Below are 16,821 nucleotides of genomic sequence, written 5' to 3' on the forward strand. Positions count from 1 at the left end.
GTCTCCCCGTTCACAGACTCCACATAAACCTCGTACTGCTCTTTATCTTCCAGGGACACGCTTATTTTCCTACCTGTCCAGGTCTGGCCCGAGTCGTAGTAAGTGCCGTCCACATCATAGCGAGCCTTCCAAACAATCGATTCCGGGTGCACAAACCCGTTTTTATCAAATAAGTAAGCCTCTAAACTTAAGCTTTCTCCGGTTTTTATATCTCTATTTTTCGGGCCCAGAACATAGACACCGTAGCTCTCTGGCATAGGCTTTCCGTTATCACTAACAATGCAGTGATCTCCTGTTGCGGCACCTGTTCCAACAGACTCATTCCCTTGCATGTGTGCTTCATAACTACATCCAGCGACGGAAAACCCTTCATTGAATAATGCTGCAAGACGCTCAAAACCATCGGTCCGTCCGCCCCAATATGTATAAATATTGCTGAGATCAGGAGAATTAACTACCAAGCCACTCCACAGATATAGCTGCGAAGACAACACAGAAGAACCACTTAAAAGCGATCTGTATGAAGTAACATCCTCCACATCAAACACTGTTCCTATAGAAACAACATCTCGCAGTGTCAACCCAGCATTTGCCGTTAATGTAGCCCTCTTTATTCCAACACCTTCCAAACTTGAGGTTCCCGAATAACCAGAAACGTTCAAATAACTTATTTTATCGCCGACAAGCTCTTCATTGTCGTAGTCAAAATCCATTTCACCGACAAAACGTATTCCAGCCCAAGCACCATCAATATTATTGGGTGAGGTCTTGATAGTGACAGGAGACACGGCCGTCCCATTCACATTCACACCGCTCTCCGCCACGATATACCAGTTACGATCCACTTGCAGAACGGCCCCCGCATCAATCAATAGGCGCTCATTAAACGTCGTATCACAGGTTACGAAATGGTTTCCGGCTGTCACCTTTATCGGGTCGACATAGTTACCACAAATATTGCCCGTCACTTCCACGTAGGGGATATCAACGCAGATGTTGTCTTCGATTTCCTGGTTTTCCAGGCAGCTATCAACGGGAACTTCACAGCCTCTTGTGGTTTCGATCTGCCCCTCAGGGCAAACAGGCGGAATCTCGGTGCATGCCACCCCATCCCATTGATATCCTTCATTACAGTTTTGGTATACATACTCACTAGCATTACAAGCTGAATCACCATATGTTTTTTGGTGATGTGTGTAACCATTGTCTGTACTCACATAACAGCTCTCGTGATAACAAACTTTGTAGGGCTCCCCCTGACCACCTGATGCCAATGCAAAGTATTCATTTTTCCTTTTGCTGTTGCTGCTGGCTCCACCAGGGCAATCAATTTCCGTTACTTCACCAAGCTGGGTATTCACAACGAAGTAGTTCATATCAGCTGTCCCATCGGAATCACCACCTCCGCTACCAGCCCCATCCTCACCATTACAAACATAGTGTGATTCGGATATTTCACTGCTATCCAGATATGCGTTTGCATTTGCATCCATCCCGGTATGCAGCACATACCCACCGGCTGAACAATTCGCTCCAGCCGCTTCTTGCTCCACCCTCACGAGAGACGAGATGGCAGAATCGCCATTTTCCCCATTACACAGGTAATCTGACTGATCGATTTCAGCCGCCTGTAAAATGCCATCTGCATTGTCATCTTGCCCGGTCTCGATCCGTTTCCCTCCTGACGGGCAGTTAACGCCTGCCGGCTCATCACTGACATTGACCAGAGCGGAGAGGCCGTCTTCTCCATCAATTCCATCTGTTCCATTACAGATATAATTTACATCGGTGACTTCTTCTGCTTGCAGCGTGCCATCTGCATTCAAGTCCTGACCACTGGTGACTTTATTCCCGCCTGCGGAGCAATTGGCCCCGGCAGCCTCTACCTCAACAGCAACCAGGGAAATTGAGTTTTCTCCATCTTCACCATGGCAGATGTACGCATTGCCTGTTATCTCGCCTTCACTGAGAAGGCCATCCTCGTTCACATCAAGGCCGGAGGAGACCTTGACTCCACCATTGTCACAGAACTGGCCAGGGCCAATATTTTCTGTTTTCACCAACGAGGAGTGCACAACCGGGCTAACCCCGTTGCAGATATATTTCGTCTGAATAACTTCATCGATATCCAGGGTGCCATTGCGATTGAAGTCCAAGCCAGAGGTTAATTTTTGACCCCCTGAAGCACACTCAGCACCTTCAGGCTCATTGGACATATCTAGCAAGCTACTGAATCCATCGGTTTGGCTTGCTGAAATCGAACAGACATAGCTACTCTGACTGACTTCCTCAGCATCTAGCACCCCATCTTCAGATGCATCCAGCCCCACACTCACCTTCAAGCCGCCATTGGCACACTCAAGGCCTGCCGAAATTTCATCTACACGAATCAGACTGGAAAGACCGTCCTCTCCCGAAGCGCCATGACACACTTGTTGAGATTCATAAATCTCATCGGGGTCCAGTACGCCATTGGTGTTGGTGTCGATACCCTGATCAATGGTAATCCCCCCATCCGGGCAGGCTTCGCTAGCTGTAAAGGCTGAGCGCTCTACCGTCGAGGGGTATAACCCATCTTCTGGTTGCGCTTGTGACGTACCGGTGTTCGATCCGCCACTTCCTCCACCGCCACCACCACAGGCAGCGAGGGAAGCCATAACCAGTAACGATGTGAGTCTCAGTGCTTTCACGAAGGGCTCCTTTCTTCGAATTCTTATCACTCGGGCTGACCTGATCCCAAAAGCAGGCCTTAGCCCGTTATTCACTTGTGCAATTCTATTCTCCAGCCGCGACACTCTATGTCGCAGCCAATACCCTACCCCTTACCCCGCCTTCACCACCGGAAAACTTGCCTGTCCCCACGTGGATCGCGGGTTATCCATCATGATCTCGATCACTACCGGCACCAGGTCATTCATGATTTTTATGCAATCGGTGATCTGGTTGCGGTTCACCTGCCCGCCCCAGGTGGCGCCACCGTGGATGAGCTGATTTCTCAGGACGTAGATGCGGTCCAGCGCGATGGAGAGCACTTTGGGGGTGTTGTGGCTAGAGATGGATTTGCGGGCGGCGTGCTTGGCGCCAGCAAAGCGCCTTTCCCATTCTGGCTGGCTCATGTTGCCTTTCTGGTATTCCCAGAAGGCGCGGACGACATAGGGGTTATCCAGCAGTGCGCTGATGGCACCGGAATAGACCTTCCAAACCAGTTTTTTCAGGCGCTGGCTGTTATCAAGGGTGTGGAGCTTTTCCAGGAAGGCATTGAAGGTGGCTTGTTCACTTAGCCCCTGCCGGTCATCAATTTCGCTAGCGTAGGCCGCATTGAAGGCAATCCACAGGAAGATGAAACGGCTGTCTGGGTCGGATTCCTGCTCGGCCCTATCCAGCCAGCTCAGGGCACGGTGAACGCGCAGACTCAGGTCTTCAGGATAATCATCCCGTTCCTGTCGCTGGCGTGTTTTGAGTGTTTCGTAGCAGGTCCCCATATCCCTCCCCCTGAGCGCCAACACCGTAGAAGCGTCAGCTAGAATCCTTTCTAGACCTGAAGGCCGTTCGTTTTTTGCTGTGAACCTTATCACACTCAGCCGAAATCACCAGAACGGCCATAGTTATCTATACTGACCAATGGTGATCGTTTAATAGCCAATATCCACCACATACAAGGCCGCTCTATGAGTCTTTCGAGGCGCGCTCACCCGCAAGTTTCTCACTTAGTACAGCATCCAGCTCTTCAAGCGCCTTGTGCTTATTCGTCCACCAGTCAGTGGACCACACCCTATACAACGTCCACCCCAGCCCCTCCAGCACACCCTGGCGGATCTTGTCGCGCTCTCGGGCATAGGCGGAGCTGTGGTACATGGCGCCATCGCACTCAATTCCGGCCAGATAAATGCCCGGTTTGTCGGGGTGAACAATGCCCATGTCGATGCGGTAGGCGGAGACGCCAATTTGGGGATGCACTGTCCAGCCCTTTTCCTGTAGCCCTCTGGCCACGGCCACTTCGAAGGGGGATTCAAAGTCGCCCATGGAGCCGTGTACCGCCGCGCCCAGAGCGGAGGCGCCACGTTCGGCGTATTCCAGGAAGTGCTTGAGGTCCGCCACGGCGCGGGCCTGGGTGCGGGCCAGATCAATACGCTCCGGTGGCATGGTGGAGAACACCACCATCTCGGAGCGAGCGCGGGTCATGGCCACGTTCAGGCGGCGCTCACCACCGGTACGGTTGAGAGGGCCGAAGTTCATGGTGACGTGACCGGCTTCATCCGGACCATAGGTGATGCTGAACAGAATCACGTCCCGCTCATCCCCTTGCACCGTTTCCAGGTTCTTCACGAACACCGGTTCCAGCTCGTCCTCGGAGAAGGCCCATTCGATGCCAGGGTCTTCCGCTCTGGCCTTGTCCAGCAGATCCTCTATCAGACTCTGCTGTTCGGTATTGAACGTCACTACCCCAATGGACTGGCTACGGACAGCCGGGTCGTCTGACGTCAGGCGACGCACGATCTCCGCCACAATGGCCTTGGCCTCGCCCTGGTTATGGCGGGCCTTTCCTCGGGCGTAGAAGCCTTCCGGTTTCACCAGTGACACGCCCTTGTCAGGGTGTACCGGTGCCGGGAAGGTGATCAGGGAGCTGTCGTAATAGCGGCTGTTGGAGAAGGCAATTAGACTTTCCCGGCGGGAACGGTAATGCAGGTTCAGCACGCGTTGGGGAATGCTGGCGCCGATCAGTTCGTCCAGGATGCTTTCCAGATCCCCTTCGCCATCAATGTCGCCATCCGGGTCATCATCAGAACGACCAAAGAAGTTGGTGGGCGGCATCTGCTTTGGATCACCGGCAACAATCACCTGCTTGCCACGGGCCAGTGAGCCCACCGCATCCCACACGGTAATCTGGGAAGCCTCATCAAAGATCACAACATCAAACTGCGCCTGCCCGGCGGACAGGAACTGGGCAATCGACAGCGGCGACATCATCAGGCACGGCGCCAGCGTTGTAATCACGTCCGGGATGGTTTCCATCATTTCCCGAACAGGCTTATGGCGCATCTTCTTTTGAAGCTCATGGGCCAGCACGCCCCAGGACGACTTCTTCTTGGTGGTTTCCTGGTCCGGGATCTCCCCGGCCAGATTCGCGGCAATATACTTCGCCGTCAGATCACTGAACCGGGTATCCAGCTCCCGGAAATTCTCAATCGCCGCTTCATGCTCCGGAGAAGAGAAGGTACGCAGCACCTCATCCTCACCGATCACCGCCGACGACCACCAACTGCAGTAGGCTGCCTCGAAGACCTCTTCCACCTGGTCGGCGGGCACAGAGCCATTTTCGATGGCTTCCACCAGCGGGCCGAGTTGGAAATCCAGCGCCTCGGAGCGACGCCGCACCCAGGCGCACCAATCCCGCAGGGCGATGTGATGATCGATAATCTCCTGACATTGCGCGCCCAGTGACTCAAGGGCGGGCACACCGTCAGGCAATCGACCATCCAGCGAGGCACCGATCAGTGCTTCGAACTTTTCCTTGTTGGCAGAGAAGGCTTCGAACGCCGCCTTGAAATCATTGATGGTTCGCCCCACTGGCGCATCCGGTGCCAGCAAGTCGTTGGCGTCATACAGCAGCGTGCGAATCTTGCCGCGAAGGGTCGCCAGGGATTCCGCATCATCTGCCAGCTTGCCAACCGCAACACGGGCCCGTGAACCTAGTTCCTTTAGCGCAGCCATGGCGCTGGGGTCTGAGTTATAGGAATCCCATTCTCGCAGGCCTTTCAGCACGCCATCGAGACGGTCGATATGGCCACCGGTTTCCCGCAACTGTTTCAGCACGGGAATATCATTGATGGGGTCCGGATCACCCTGCGCCCCGCCTTCCCGCATTTGCTTGACGACCTTGCGCTTGGCAAACCAGCTCTTGGGCCACCAGGTGTCATTGGCTTCCGCCCAGGCTTGCCCCAGCACCGCCGCATTCAGCTTCTGCCAGGCCAACGGCTCATAGGTGCAACTCAGCTTCGCTTGCGTCTCAATGTAGGCCTTCAACTGTGTGACGGCTTCTTCCAGCGCATCCAGTCGATCCGTTGCATCCGGCTCCAGCGCAAAAGAGGCCTGCTGGCGGTAGGCGTCCAGCAAGACCTGACCACACTCGGCCATGGCAGCCAACTTGGCCAGGCTCACCACACCCAGGCTGATGCCCAGGGCTTTCTCAAGCGACGCCAATTTGTCGGTCAACTGCGCCCCACTGGCTTTCAGGCTGCGGGCGGCACCCACCACCGCTTCTTCCCACTGAGGCCGCCAGTCAAAATTGCTGATCAATGCCAGCGGGTGATCTACCAGATTACCCACAGCCTTGGCCTGAACCGCCAGCAACTCAGCCATTTCACGCAGCTTCTGCAGTTGCGCATCGTCGTGATAGGCCGCATTTGGCCAACTCAGCTTTACCTTGGCAGCCAGGTCGGCATCACGCACCTTCACACCGATGGCATAGTGCGCCGTCAGGCCATTACGGTGGCGTTGATGCAGGGCATTCACCACCCGGTTCAGGCGGTCACGTAGTGTCTTTAGCCGTTCCGCCTCTGCCTTCCAGTCGCTCACCGTAGATTGGGAGGCGCTGTTCCAGGAGGTCCGTAGCTGATCCAGAACATCAGCCTTCCTGGCTTTGTTCGAGTGCAATTCAAGGCAGAAGTGGCCCAGGCCAATATCCTTGAGACGACGGTGCACCACCTCCAGTGCGGCGGTCTTCTCGGACACAAACAGCACCTTCTTGCCTTTGCCCAGCATGTGCGCAATCAGGTTGCCGATGGTCTGGCTCTTGCCGGTACCCGGCGGGCCAATGATGACGAAATCCTTGCCTCTGTCCGCCGTGGCAATGGCCGCCATCTGGGAAGAATCCGCCGGCAACGGCGACAGCAGATCTGCCGGGGTGTATTCCCGATCAATCTCTTTGGGATCAACAAAGCGAATGTCGCTCTCATACGCCTCACGCGGCGTATCCAGCAGGTGCCGCACCACCGGGCTTTCTTTCAGCGCCTCGGAGCGATCCACCAGATCCTTCCACATCAGGTACTTGGCGAAGGAGAAGTGGCCCAGCACCACCTCTTCCACCACCTCGAATCCGGGTACTTCCTTGATGGCATGGCGCACCCGATTCCAGATGCCCGCCACATCCACACCACTATCATCCTCCGGCAAGGCACCGCTAAGGCCATGGATCTCGATACCGAAGTCCTTTTTCAGCAGTTCCAGCAAGGTGGTGTTGAAACGGGGCTCATCATCATTGGCCACCATCTTCACGCCACTGCGCACGGACTTCCGCTCCAGAGAGACGGGCAGAAGGATCAAAGGCGCACGGTAGCGACGATTATCCTTGTCCTTGGGCTTCCAGAGCAAAAAGCCCACCGCCAGGAACAGGGTATTTGAGCCCCCTTCCTTCAGTGACGTCTGCGCCTTGCGGTAAATCTCCACCGCCCGCTTGTCCAGATCGTCCTGGGTCAGCTCCACCAGCACCTGCTTCTTGGCCAGGGCATCGCGGGCATACACTTCCTTCAGCTCTTCGCCGGTACGCTGGCGGTGAATATCCGAATCCTGATCCTGGGTCTTTAACTGCGGGAAAGGCGCAATGGAAATGCGCGCCCCGGTGGCCAACACATCTTCCAACTCACCGGGATCACTACACACCAGCGTTAAACTGCTTTTGCTGGGTTTCTGATTCAACAGCGGGTTGCGCGCAGACAAGTCCAGCAGCTTGCGCTGCCAACGCTCAAGGCGACCGCCCGGCGTATCCTCCGGCACGTCGTCTTCCACATGCACGGGGGCCGATGGCAAATCAACCGGCGCCGCTTCCAGCCCCGGCTCGACCACAACCTCCGCATCGGCTGGCTCGGCAAGTCCGGCAATCTGCGTCTTCAGGCTAATGGGATTGATACGGTGCGCCCGCGCCCGGCGAATATCGATGGCGGCGACAAATTCGTTGTCCTTATCCAGCGCCACCTGCTTGTTGCCGTCTTTCACCGCCTGGGAGAAAGGCGGCGCCGGGTGATTGGTCAGGAAAGTGGTTTCAATCAGGATCAGTTCTTTCAGGGGGATACGCTGGCGCAGGGTTTCCGCCTCATCCACCACCACACTGGATAGATCTTCCTTGTCCAGCCACAGCCCCACCAGTGCATGCCCCCGGGTAAGAATCACCAGCGGGTTCAACTGCGCCTGCTCAAGTGCCGCCGCAAACAGTAGGGTGGTATCCAGGCAAGTCGCCACCTTGGCGCTTTCAATCTGGTTGGGCAGGCGGATTTTCTGGCCATTGCTCTCGAAACTGGCGGGCGGCAACGCATAGCCCACCTGCATTTTCACAATGGCAGAATAAATAGCCGACGCCATCAGCCATACCTGCTCACGGCTGCCGGAATCGTAGCCGTTGATACTGCCCGACTTGCCCGCCTTGCGCAGAATCTGGCTAGCCTGGCCCAACAACCGGTCCACCGCCGGATCGTTCGGCGTGCAGAACGCCGCCAACAATTCAGGAATGTAGGTCGCACCGCCCCACTCATTACAGGCCAACAACTCCACCGGAATCGCCAATTCGGCCAGGCACTGCTCAGCCTGGGTGACTCGAATCGTCACCGTGCCGCGCATGGATTCCGTCAGCCCCAGCAAGAAACCGCCATCCAGCTCCAGGTCACGGTCCTTCATAGCCAGCAGACCACCCGCCGCCAACCGGTCCACCGTCCAGGTCTTCGCCTTCACAAACGCCGGGGAGGCTTCTAATGTCACCGACAGGTCTGACAGATCCTGCTCTTCATCCAGATTCTCGATCTGCAATTCCCGCAGCACGGCAAAGGCGCTCTGGTGGCAGGCGAAGTTGATCTTTTCCACCAGGGTGGTGTGGATTTTTAAATTTGGTAGGCCCTGGTCTGACATAGCTAATCCCCTAAAAATTCATAGCATCAACTCGCACTGGTCATCTCCCGATAAAAACAGTGCGATTTATCGCTCACGCCGAAGAACAGATATTGCTTTACCTTTTACTAAAATCTGCATGCCACTCAATAATCTTTGTGAGCGCCTCGTCCAATACAGCTGGATCAGGTATATCCACAGGAGATTCATCGGACTGGCTATGTTCAAAACAAGAGAATTGATCCATGAGCGTCTCAATAAGCTGGCAATCCTCATTTGTTACCTTCGCCAACCTATGGACCTTCCCCTTTGTGTTGACCGCTCTTCGATGACGCATAACAACATCCGCCAGAAGGTCAAATTCGACGATTCTCTCGATAAGTACTCTGAAATCGCTGCAGATCGCTTTTGCCAGAGGGTAGTAAGCATCATAACCATCCTTCTCAAAAGCCTTCCTCGCAGTACTAAGTCTGCTATTCCTCAAATCCTTTACTGCTTTAATTGGGTTTTTTGCAAACAAAGGCAGGTCACCATGCTCGCCACACCCCCACGGCTCTCTTCTGATATGGCGATAATCCGCGCCACCTTTCTCAATTAGCTGACCTAACAAACTTAACCTATGCGTAAAAACGATTACCTGGCGCTCAGCACTCAAATTAATTAATCGTTTAGCGGTCTGCTCTTCGTAGGTTTGATCCAACGATGAAATAGGATCATCGAATATAAAGGGTGCCGAGTTGGGTTTACCGGTTACGTCAGCCAGGAATGCAGCAAGCGCAACAATCCTCTGCTCCCCTTCACTGAGAACACTTGTTGCCTTGCTTTTACTATATTTAGGATTCAGCCCATTTAGCTGAATCTTATGCTGCACTCGGCCAAGCTTTGTTTTAGTCTTTATAAGCTCAACGCTAACCTTTGACGCTCCTAAATATTTCAATTCATTATTAAACCTTCCAACAAAAGCATCGGTCACAAGGATCTCTGATACTCGACCAGCCTCTTTTGAAACAGCCGTCGTATTAACCGACTTCAACCACTCATCGATTTTCTGTCTTTCCTTAAGCTGTAATACTTCGTCTTTAATTGCCTGAATATATCCACTAGCCCACTTTTTTGCCTTAAGATCAGCAAGCGCCTCTTGGAGACTCTTTTTATCGAAACTTTCTGCATCTTTATTATGCTGCTGAACCTCCAGCCCCAGAGCCCCTATTAAAGCTACTATTTCACCGAAAAAATCCTTAGGAAGATCGTAGTGTATACGCGAAGACCGATTTTTATCTCTCTCATTGATTGTGACCTTTTCAATCTCATTCCAGGCCTCGGTCAAAGCAGGAAGCCATTTTTCTTCATCAAGCTGTGCAGCCTGAATAGCAGTTACCAGCGCACTCTCTTGTGGCTTCATGGGCAAGCTATTAATTGCATTCTGAAGAGCCAACTCAGCTGCCGTAGCTGACGACTCAAGCTCACCTGCGACGTAGTTCTCGAATTTGACTAAGCGCTGCTTGGCGGCCTCATCTAGCTCTTGCTCACACAGAACACACTTGGCCCCTTGAACTACAACAGGGTACTCACTGCCAGGGTACGCCTTATCCTCTGAGTATTTTCGGGCAGCCTGCCACATGGCTTTCCATGTTTCATTTCCAAATCCATCGAAGCTGGTTTCATTGACTATAGCGTCTGCTGCCTGCCTGGCTACCTTTCGTTTCAGCTCAGAATCCTCTTCAAGCTTCTCCAGCACTTTCAGCGACTTACTAGAAACCAGCTCCGCAGCCTCAACTAGCTGATTGATGATAAGCTGCATCTGAGCAATTCGCTTTTGCTTTTTCCCCGCTAATTCTAAAGGAGAAGTCCTAAGCCGCTCTTCAAGACCAGAAAGCGACCGTGCATCCTCTTCCGTAAATTCAAAAAACGCCTCAACCGTCGATACATCCGAGTCATGTTTGAGACGATCATACATCGCAGCAATATATTTACTATTGCCGAATTCAAGCGGCCTAGCAGGGAGCTTGGTTGTAATTTCATTCTGCTCTGATTTTAATTTTCTCTGCAGCTCTTTAAAAATAATAACCAGCTTTTCAAATAATGCGACCTCATTCGGAACATAACTAACCTCTTGCTCCTTATCGATATAAAAAACACCTGTTTGGCTATCAAAAACATCCACAGGAGTCAATTCATCCACAGGGTGTCCATTTGCCTCCCAGACAATTTTTTTATCCACCCCATCCACCCTGGCAAAAACTGTACATTGCCGATTTTGAGGCGCACTCGTAAACACATTGGGAAGAAGTTCCGTCGCATTAGGTTTCCCACACATCTTCTTAATGATGCGGGCATAACCAGACTTCCCAGTTCCATTGCTTCCATACACCACAGAAAGGTCAGGAGAAAAAGGAAGCGGTGTTCTCGGCGCAAGGGCATCGATCCCTTCTATCTCACCAATTGACACGATTCTAAGATCACCAGCCAAAGCAGACGAACCCTTGAGCATTCCACTCAAATCGACCACCCCTTTCTCTGCTTTCTTTTTTGGTTCTTTTAATAGCACCAACAGCTCATTGATGAGCTTTTCATTGATCTCCTGCTGGGAATACATCTTTGTCGCCGCCAACTGAACCCAATGAGGCTGAGAATTAACCCAATCCATTATTTCCTTGTTCACATCACTCATGCCAGCTTCATCCTTTCTATCTTATGGCTCAACCTATTTTCAAAACTGGCCTCTGTAAAAAGCATTTTTCAACATAGAAAATTCTGGCTAATAGATAAAAATAAATCTTCGCCCATTGATTTATTGAATGAGTGTTTGGCGACGAATCTTTCGATCGAAGTGGCCGACTCCTCAAATTTTCTCTGCATGTCTAACGGAGGAACAAGAACCTCTACTTTCTCAAGATTTTTCTGGCTAATTCCCTTAATGGTTGCACCGGTAACGTATTTCCTGACATGGTGATCCTTCACTGAAGGATCGGACAAATACTGAAATAGATACCTCTTATTTATCAACTCAGGGTTCGGCGTTAACCGAATCATTGACGACTCAAATATCAAAGGTTCGCTCGACTCTGGAATCAAGGTTGGCTTAGCGGCCCCTTCATAATTCAACGAGCGGCGCGATATCATTATATCCTCCACTCCCAACCCATACTTTTCGATTTCTTTAGCCGAAGCATTCACTCTCTTGAGCTGCCCTCGAGGAACCACATCGTAAAATGCGTCCGCCATATGAACCATTTCAACACCTTTTGAAGAATATTTTTCTTTTGGGAAGTAAGCGCCGTTCTGAAGCTTCCCAACCACAAGAGAAGAAAGAGTCTCCACTTCCCACCCCTTCGGGTTAGTCACTGGATCACCGAACATATCCAGAAACACGGCGCGGAGGAATTCGTCGGCGAGTTGGATGGCTTGCTGGCGTTTGTGGCGGATGGCGTCGGCTTTGTCGAGGATGTTGGCGATGCGTTTTTGTTCAGTTAGGGGTGGGAGGGGAATTTCAAATGACTTTAAATCTGACACAGAAACATTTGCAATTACTGCATGCTTTGCCAAAGCCTCAATTTTTTGTACAACTCTTCTTAAGGACCAATAAAAATAACGTGTATCTACCCCTGCTCTTGGAGAAAGCCTAACAACACGTTGGTTTAATAATGCTTCTCCATATTGCCACTGACAAAGTTTTACATTTCCTGAAAGGCTCAGTAAGAGGTCTCCATTCTTTATTATATACTTATCAAGAGGTTCACCATCCCAATACACAAAGTCAGTTTTTGTATCTGAGACATTTTGAATCCTGATAACTGGTAAACCAACGCTGGGATCTGAAGAAAAGTTAGCCGACTTCCATGCATTTCCTGACAAAATATCTGCCACATCGACAATCTGTCTCATCGGCCAACTCACAGCATCCCCTCCAAATCCTTCAAATCGCCCATAATTTCTTCTTCCAGCGCCATTAGCCGTTTGAGGATCACTTTCGGGTCTTCGTACTCTTCCTCTTCGTACACCACTTCCTTGTAGCGATTGATGGAGAGGTCATACTTGTTGCTGGCGATGTCGGCGGCGTTGACGACGAAGGCTTTCCGGGTCTTGTCGCCAAAGGCTTTTTCTATTTTCTTGTCGCTGGCGTTGGCTTCCACCAGTTCCCTGTACTGCTTCCATTTGGCAATGGCATCTGGCAAGTCATCGCCGCCTTCGCCTTTCAGCGGGGTGCGCTTGTCGTCCAGGCTGTAGCCGTCGGCTTGTAGATCGTAGAACCAGACCCGCTCGGTGGTGCCGCCTTTGGTGAAGAGCAGGATGGCGGTGCTGACACCGGCGTAGGGTTTGAACACACCACTGGGGAGGCTGACGATGCCTTCGAGCTGGTTGTTTTCGATGAGCTCCTTGCGCAGTTGCTGGTGGGCCTTGGAGGAGCCGAACAGCACGCCATCGGGGACGATGACGGCGGCGCGGCCACCGAGTTTTAGGGCGCGAAGGATGTGGGCGACGAACAACAGCTCGGTCTTTTTGGTTTTGACCAGGCCGAGCACATCCGGGTTGGTGTTGGTTTCATCCAGACTGCCCTTGAACGGCGGGTTGGCGAGGATGATGTCGAAGAAGTCTTCTTCCTGTTCCGGGTAGTTTTCCTTTACGGACTTGTTGAGGCTGTCCTGATACAGAATATTGGCGCCGTTTACGCCGTGAAGCATCATGTTCATGCTGGAGACGCGCAGCATGGTGGTGTCGAAGTCGAAGCCCCAGAACATCTGTTTATTGATGTGTTCCCGGTAGGGGTCCAACAGGTCGCCGGTGTAGTGCTTGTTGCCCTCCTCGTCTTCGAAGGTACCGGCATCGCTGGAATGCACCCGGTTGAGGTATTCCATGGTGCGGGCCAGGAAACCGGCGGTACCGCAGGCCGGGTCGCAGATGATATCGGTGGGTTGCGGGTCGATCAGCTCCACCATGGCATCGATGATGTGGCGCGGGGTACGGAACTGACCGTTGATGCCGGCGGTGGTGAGTTTGCTGAGCAGGTATTCGTAGATGTCACCTTTCACGTCGCTCTGGGTGAGCGGCAGGTTATCGACCATTTCCACGGCGGAGACCAGTACGGATTCGTTCTTGATCTCCAGATCGGCGTCTTTCATGTATTCGCCGATGTGACCCAGGGCCTGGGTGGCACTGCCTTCGCTGCCCAGGCCCTCCTCTTCTGCATGTTGCCCCAGGCTGGCAAAATAGGGGTAGACCTCATTTTTGAGGTGTTTATGCAGCTCTTTACCGCTGAGGTTCTTGAAGTTCTTCCAGCGCAGTAGCTGACCTTCGGGGGTGTTCGGGAACAGGCGGTCGAACTCCTTCTTGCTGCGGGCGGCTTTACGCTCTGCCACTTCTTCCTGCATGTCGAGCATGCGGGCGAACATGAGGTAGCTGATCTGCTCGATAACCGTGAGGGGGTTGGTGATGCCCCCGGTCCAGAATTTTTCCCAGAGTTTGTCGATGTCGTTTTTTAGCTGGCCTGTGAGCATTTAGTTGATCTCTTGATTCGGTGTTTCATCTGCTGATTCGTCAGCATCTGTATGTGATTGGTCGCTGATCTGGTCTATCGATTCGCCCTGAGCGGTTGTTTCCTCATCTTGCTCTTCTGGTTCTTCCAGCGGCTCTACGATCAAGGCAAGGCGCTCGGATTCAATATCGGTATGCACAGGCTCCAAGCTCGGCAGTGACTTGCTAACTTTGGTGGAAAGCTGGCCGAAGCGCTCCACTTTCCCATACAGGCCCTGCTGCCCCGCCAGCGCCGTTATGGTGTTGTTGTAGTGGCTGCTGACGGTTTTCAGGGTGCCGCCCAGCTTGTTGAGCCGTTCTGCCACGGTGCAAACCTGATTAAAGATTTCACCCGCCTTTTCGGAGATCTCGCGGGCTTCCGCATTGCTACGCTCGATCATCCACAGGTTGGAAACGGTACGCAGGATAGGAATGAGCGTGGTGTGGGAGACCAGCACGATGTTCTTCTTGTAACCGTATTCGAACAGCCCCTTGTCGTATTTGAGGGCCTCGATATAGGCGGGCTCGATGGGCATGAACATGAGGGTAAAGCTGGGGCTGCGCATGCCGATAAGGTTGGTGTAATCCTTGCCTTCCAGGTCATCGATATGGCGTTTGATGGCCTTGACGTGTTCATCCATGGCCAGACGGTGCTCTTCCGGGGTTTCCGCGCTGACGGCCTTGTCATAGGCCACCAGGGATACCTTGCTGTCGATGATGATGTGCTTTCCATCCGGCAGCTTGATCAGGTAATCCGGGCGCTTTCTCTTGCCTTCGGCATCCTTGAACTCGCTCTGGGCGTCGTAATGGTCACCTTCGATCAGGCCGCTCATTTCCAGGGTGCGGCGGAGCTGCACTTCGCCCCAGGCACCGCGCTGCTGGGAGTCGCCCTTCAGGGCCGAGGTGAGGTTGTTGGCTTCGGCGCTCATCTTCATGCCGATTTCCAGCACTTCACGGATTTTGCCGTTCATCTCGGTCTGGCCACGCACGGAGGATTCATGCACTTCGTTGACGCGCTTCTGGAAGCCTTCAATCTGCTCACGGAAAGGCTTGAGCATCACGTCGATGCTGGCCTTGCTGGTATCGGTGAAGGTCTTGCCCTTTTCCTCGAAGATCTTGTGGGCCAGGTTCTCGAATTCCTTGGTGAGGGACTGCCGGGCCTCGCCCAGTTGTTCTAACTGCTCCTTGTAGTGCTCTTCCTTGCGTTCCAGGTTGGTCTTCAGTTCGGTGTGTTCGGTATTCAGGCTAAGGTAGCGTTCATTCAAGGTCTTATGGGCTTGTGCATTTTCAGCGGCCTGGTCTTTCAGCTCCTGAATGCGGGCATTGGCGTCCTCCAGGCGTTTCTCGCTGGCACGGATATCGGACTGGGCCGCTTCCAGGCTTTTCTCTGCATGGTGTTTTTCATCACGGATGGTTCGCAATTCGTCCCGCGCCTGCTGCAGCTCTGATGTTGACTGGGTCTGGAGTTCTTGAAGGCGTGTTTGGCGTTCCTGAACACGGCTCTGCTCTGTGGCAAGCTCGGAAGTCAGCTTGCTCATTTCCAGTTCTTGCTGGTGAGTGGTTACTTTTAGCGTCGAGACTTCTTGTTGGGCCTGTGCCAGCTGTTCCCGGGTTTCTTGCAGGTCCGCCTTGCCCTGATCGAGCTGGCCTTCCAGACCGGCAACCCGTTTTGCTGCTTTCAGCGCGGCCAGCAAATAGCCCACGCCGATAAAGACCACGGCTGCAACCGCCATTACCACGCTATGTTCGGTGTTCCAGAGCATCCTTCGTCCTTATTCCTTGTCAATCAATGCGCATCATCCTGGCGCAGAAAGGGTTTCAGCACAGCAATGAGGTCATCCACATCTTCAGGGCTGAAGACGCCGTCGATGCCCTCGTGGGAGATGCTGTCGAACGGTGCCTCGTAGAGCTTGTCCACGACGATGGAACCATGCTGGGCAATGTGGTTCTTGAGCAGGTTCATGAAACGCACCTGCTGGGCAGTGAGGTTGGGGTGCTGGTGAAGAAACTGTTTAAAATGGTTTTCCACTGCCTGCGGGTCCAACCCGATGATTTCCCGGACGGTGACAGCCAGTTGGTCGGCGGTACGGCCATAGAAGTCGTTAAGGACTTCGAGGCTGACGCCGGGGTGGCTGGTGAGGATGGTGGAGGTGAGCGTTTCCAGCTCCGTCACGGCAATGGGCTCGCCCTGGCGGATTTTCTGCAAGACCGGGTTGGCGGCCAGCATGTCATCGAGTATGCCTTTCAGGCGGCGACGGTAGATCATGGCTTCGTTGGCACCGGCGATGGTGACTTGCCGCTCCCCTTCCGCTACTCCACCATCAGACGTACCGGTAGAAGGCGTGGTGTAGCCGCCTGTTCCGCCGGATTGCTTGTATTTCATGATGCCGCGCAACCCGCTGCGGGCATTTTCCAGTTTCTCGATGCTGGGCTGCT

General features: G+C 53.2%; 8 protein-coding genes. All 8 read right to left on the reverse strand.

Features of this window, described 5'->3' with window-relative positions:
* Positions 1 to 2,690 (reverse strand): hypothetical protein (locus A3730_RS03315; protein WP_197477257.1); only part of this gene is annotated, 2,690 nt, incomplete at its 3' end.
* A gap of 132 nt (positions 2,691 to 2,822) precedes the next feature.
* Positions 2,823 to 3,482, reverse strand: coding sequence for a HEPN domain-containing protein (locus A3730_RS03320; RefSeq protein WP_063519139.1), 660 nt, complete (start codon positions 3,480 to 3,482; stop codon positions 2,823 to 2,825).
* Between the two features lie 184 nt (positions 3,483 to 3,666).
* Positions 3,667 to 8,895 (reverse strand): DUF4011 domain-containing protein, encoded by a 5,229-nt coding sequence (locus tag A3730_RS03325; protein ID WP_063537473.1) that lies wholly within the window; start codon positions 8,893 to 8,895, stop codon positions 3,667 to 3,669.
* A 97-nt stretch (positions 8,896 to 8,992) separates the two neighbouring features.
* A complete protein-coding gene (locus A3730_RS03330; protein ID WP_063537475.1) occupies positions 8,993 to 11,545 on the reverse strand; it encodes an AAA family ATPase in 2,553 nt (850 codons plus the stop codon).
* Positions 11,546 to 11,613: 68 nt separating this feature from the next.
* Positions 11,614 to 12,759 (reverse strand): restriction endonuclease subunit S, encoded by a 1,146-nt coding sequence (locus A3730_RS03335; RefSeq protein ID WP_082872239.1) that lies wholly within the window; start codon positions 12,757 to 12,759, stop codon positions 11,614 to 11,616.
* 8 nt (positions 12,760 to 12,767) lie between these two features.
* Entirely contained in the window at positions 12,768 to 14,369 is a 1,602-nt protein-coding gene (locus A3730_RS03340) for a class I SAM-dependent DNA methyltransferase (protein ID WP_063521156.1), read from the reverse strand.
* Entirely contained in the window at positions 14,370 to 16,148 is a 1,779-nt protein-coding gene (gene rmuC, locus A3730_RS03345; protein WP_063521155.1) for a DNA recombination protein RmuC, read from the reverse strand.
* Between the two features lie 23 nt (positions 16,149 to 16,171).
* Positions 16,172 to 16,821 (reverse strand): type I restriction-modification enzyme R subunit C-terminal domain-containing protein (locus tag A3730_RS03350; RefSeq protein ID WP_304439454.1); only part of this gene is annotated, 650 nt, incomplete at its 5' end.

It is taken from the genome of Alcanivorax sp. HI0044 (genome assembly GCF_001634945.1).

Bases quoted from the DNA above. Each gene is read 5' to 3' on its own strand.
- A3730_RS03320 (WP_063519139.1), bottom strand. From the start codon at position 3,482: ATGGGGACCTGCTACGAAACACTCAAAACACGCCAGCGACAGGAACGG.
- A3730_RS03325 (WP_063537473.1), bottom strand. From the start codon at position 8,895: ATGTCAGACCAGGGCCTACCAAATTTAAAAATCCACACCACCCTGGTG.
- A3730_RS03330 (WP_063537475.1), bottom strand. From the start codon at position 11,545: ATGAGTGATGTGAACAAGGAAATAATGGATTGGGTTAATTCTCAGCCT.
- A3730_RS03335 (WP_082872239.1), bottom strand. From the start codon at position 12,759: ATGAGACAGATTGTCGATGTGGCAGATATTTTGTCAGGAAATGCATGG.
- A3730_RS03340 (WP_063521156.1), bottom strand. From the start codon at position 14,369: ATGCTCACAGGCCAGCTAAAAAACGACATCGACAAACTCTGGGAAAAA.
- rmuC (WP_063521155.1), bottom strand. From the start codon at position 16,148: ATGCTCTGGAACACCGAACATAGCGTGGTAATGGCGGTTGCAGCCGTG.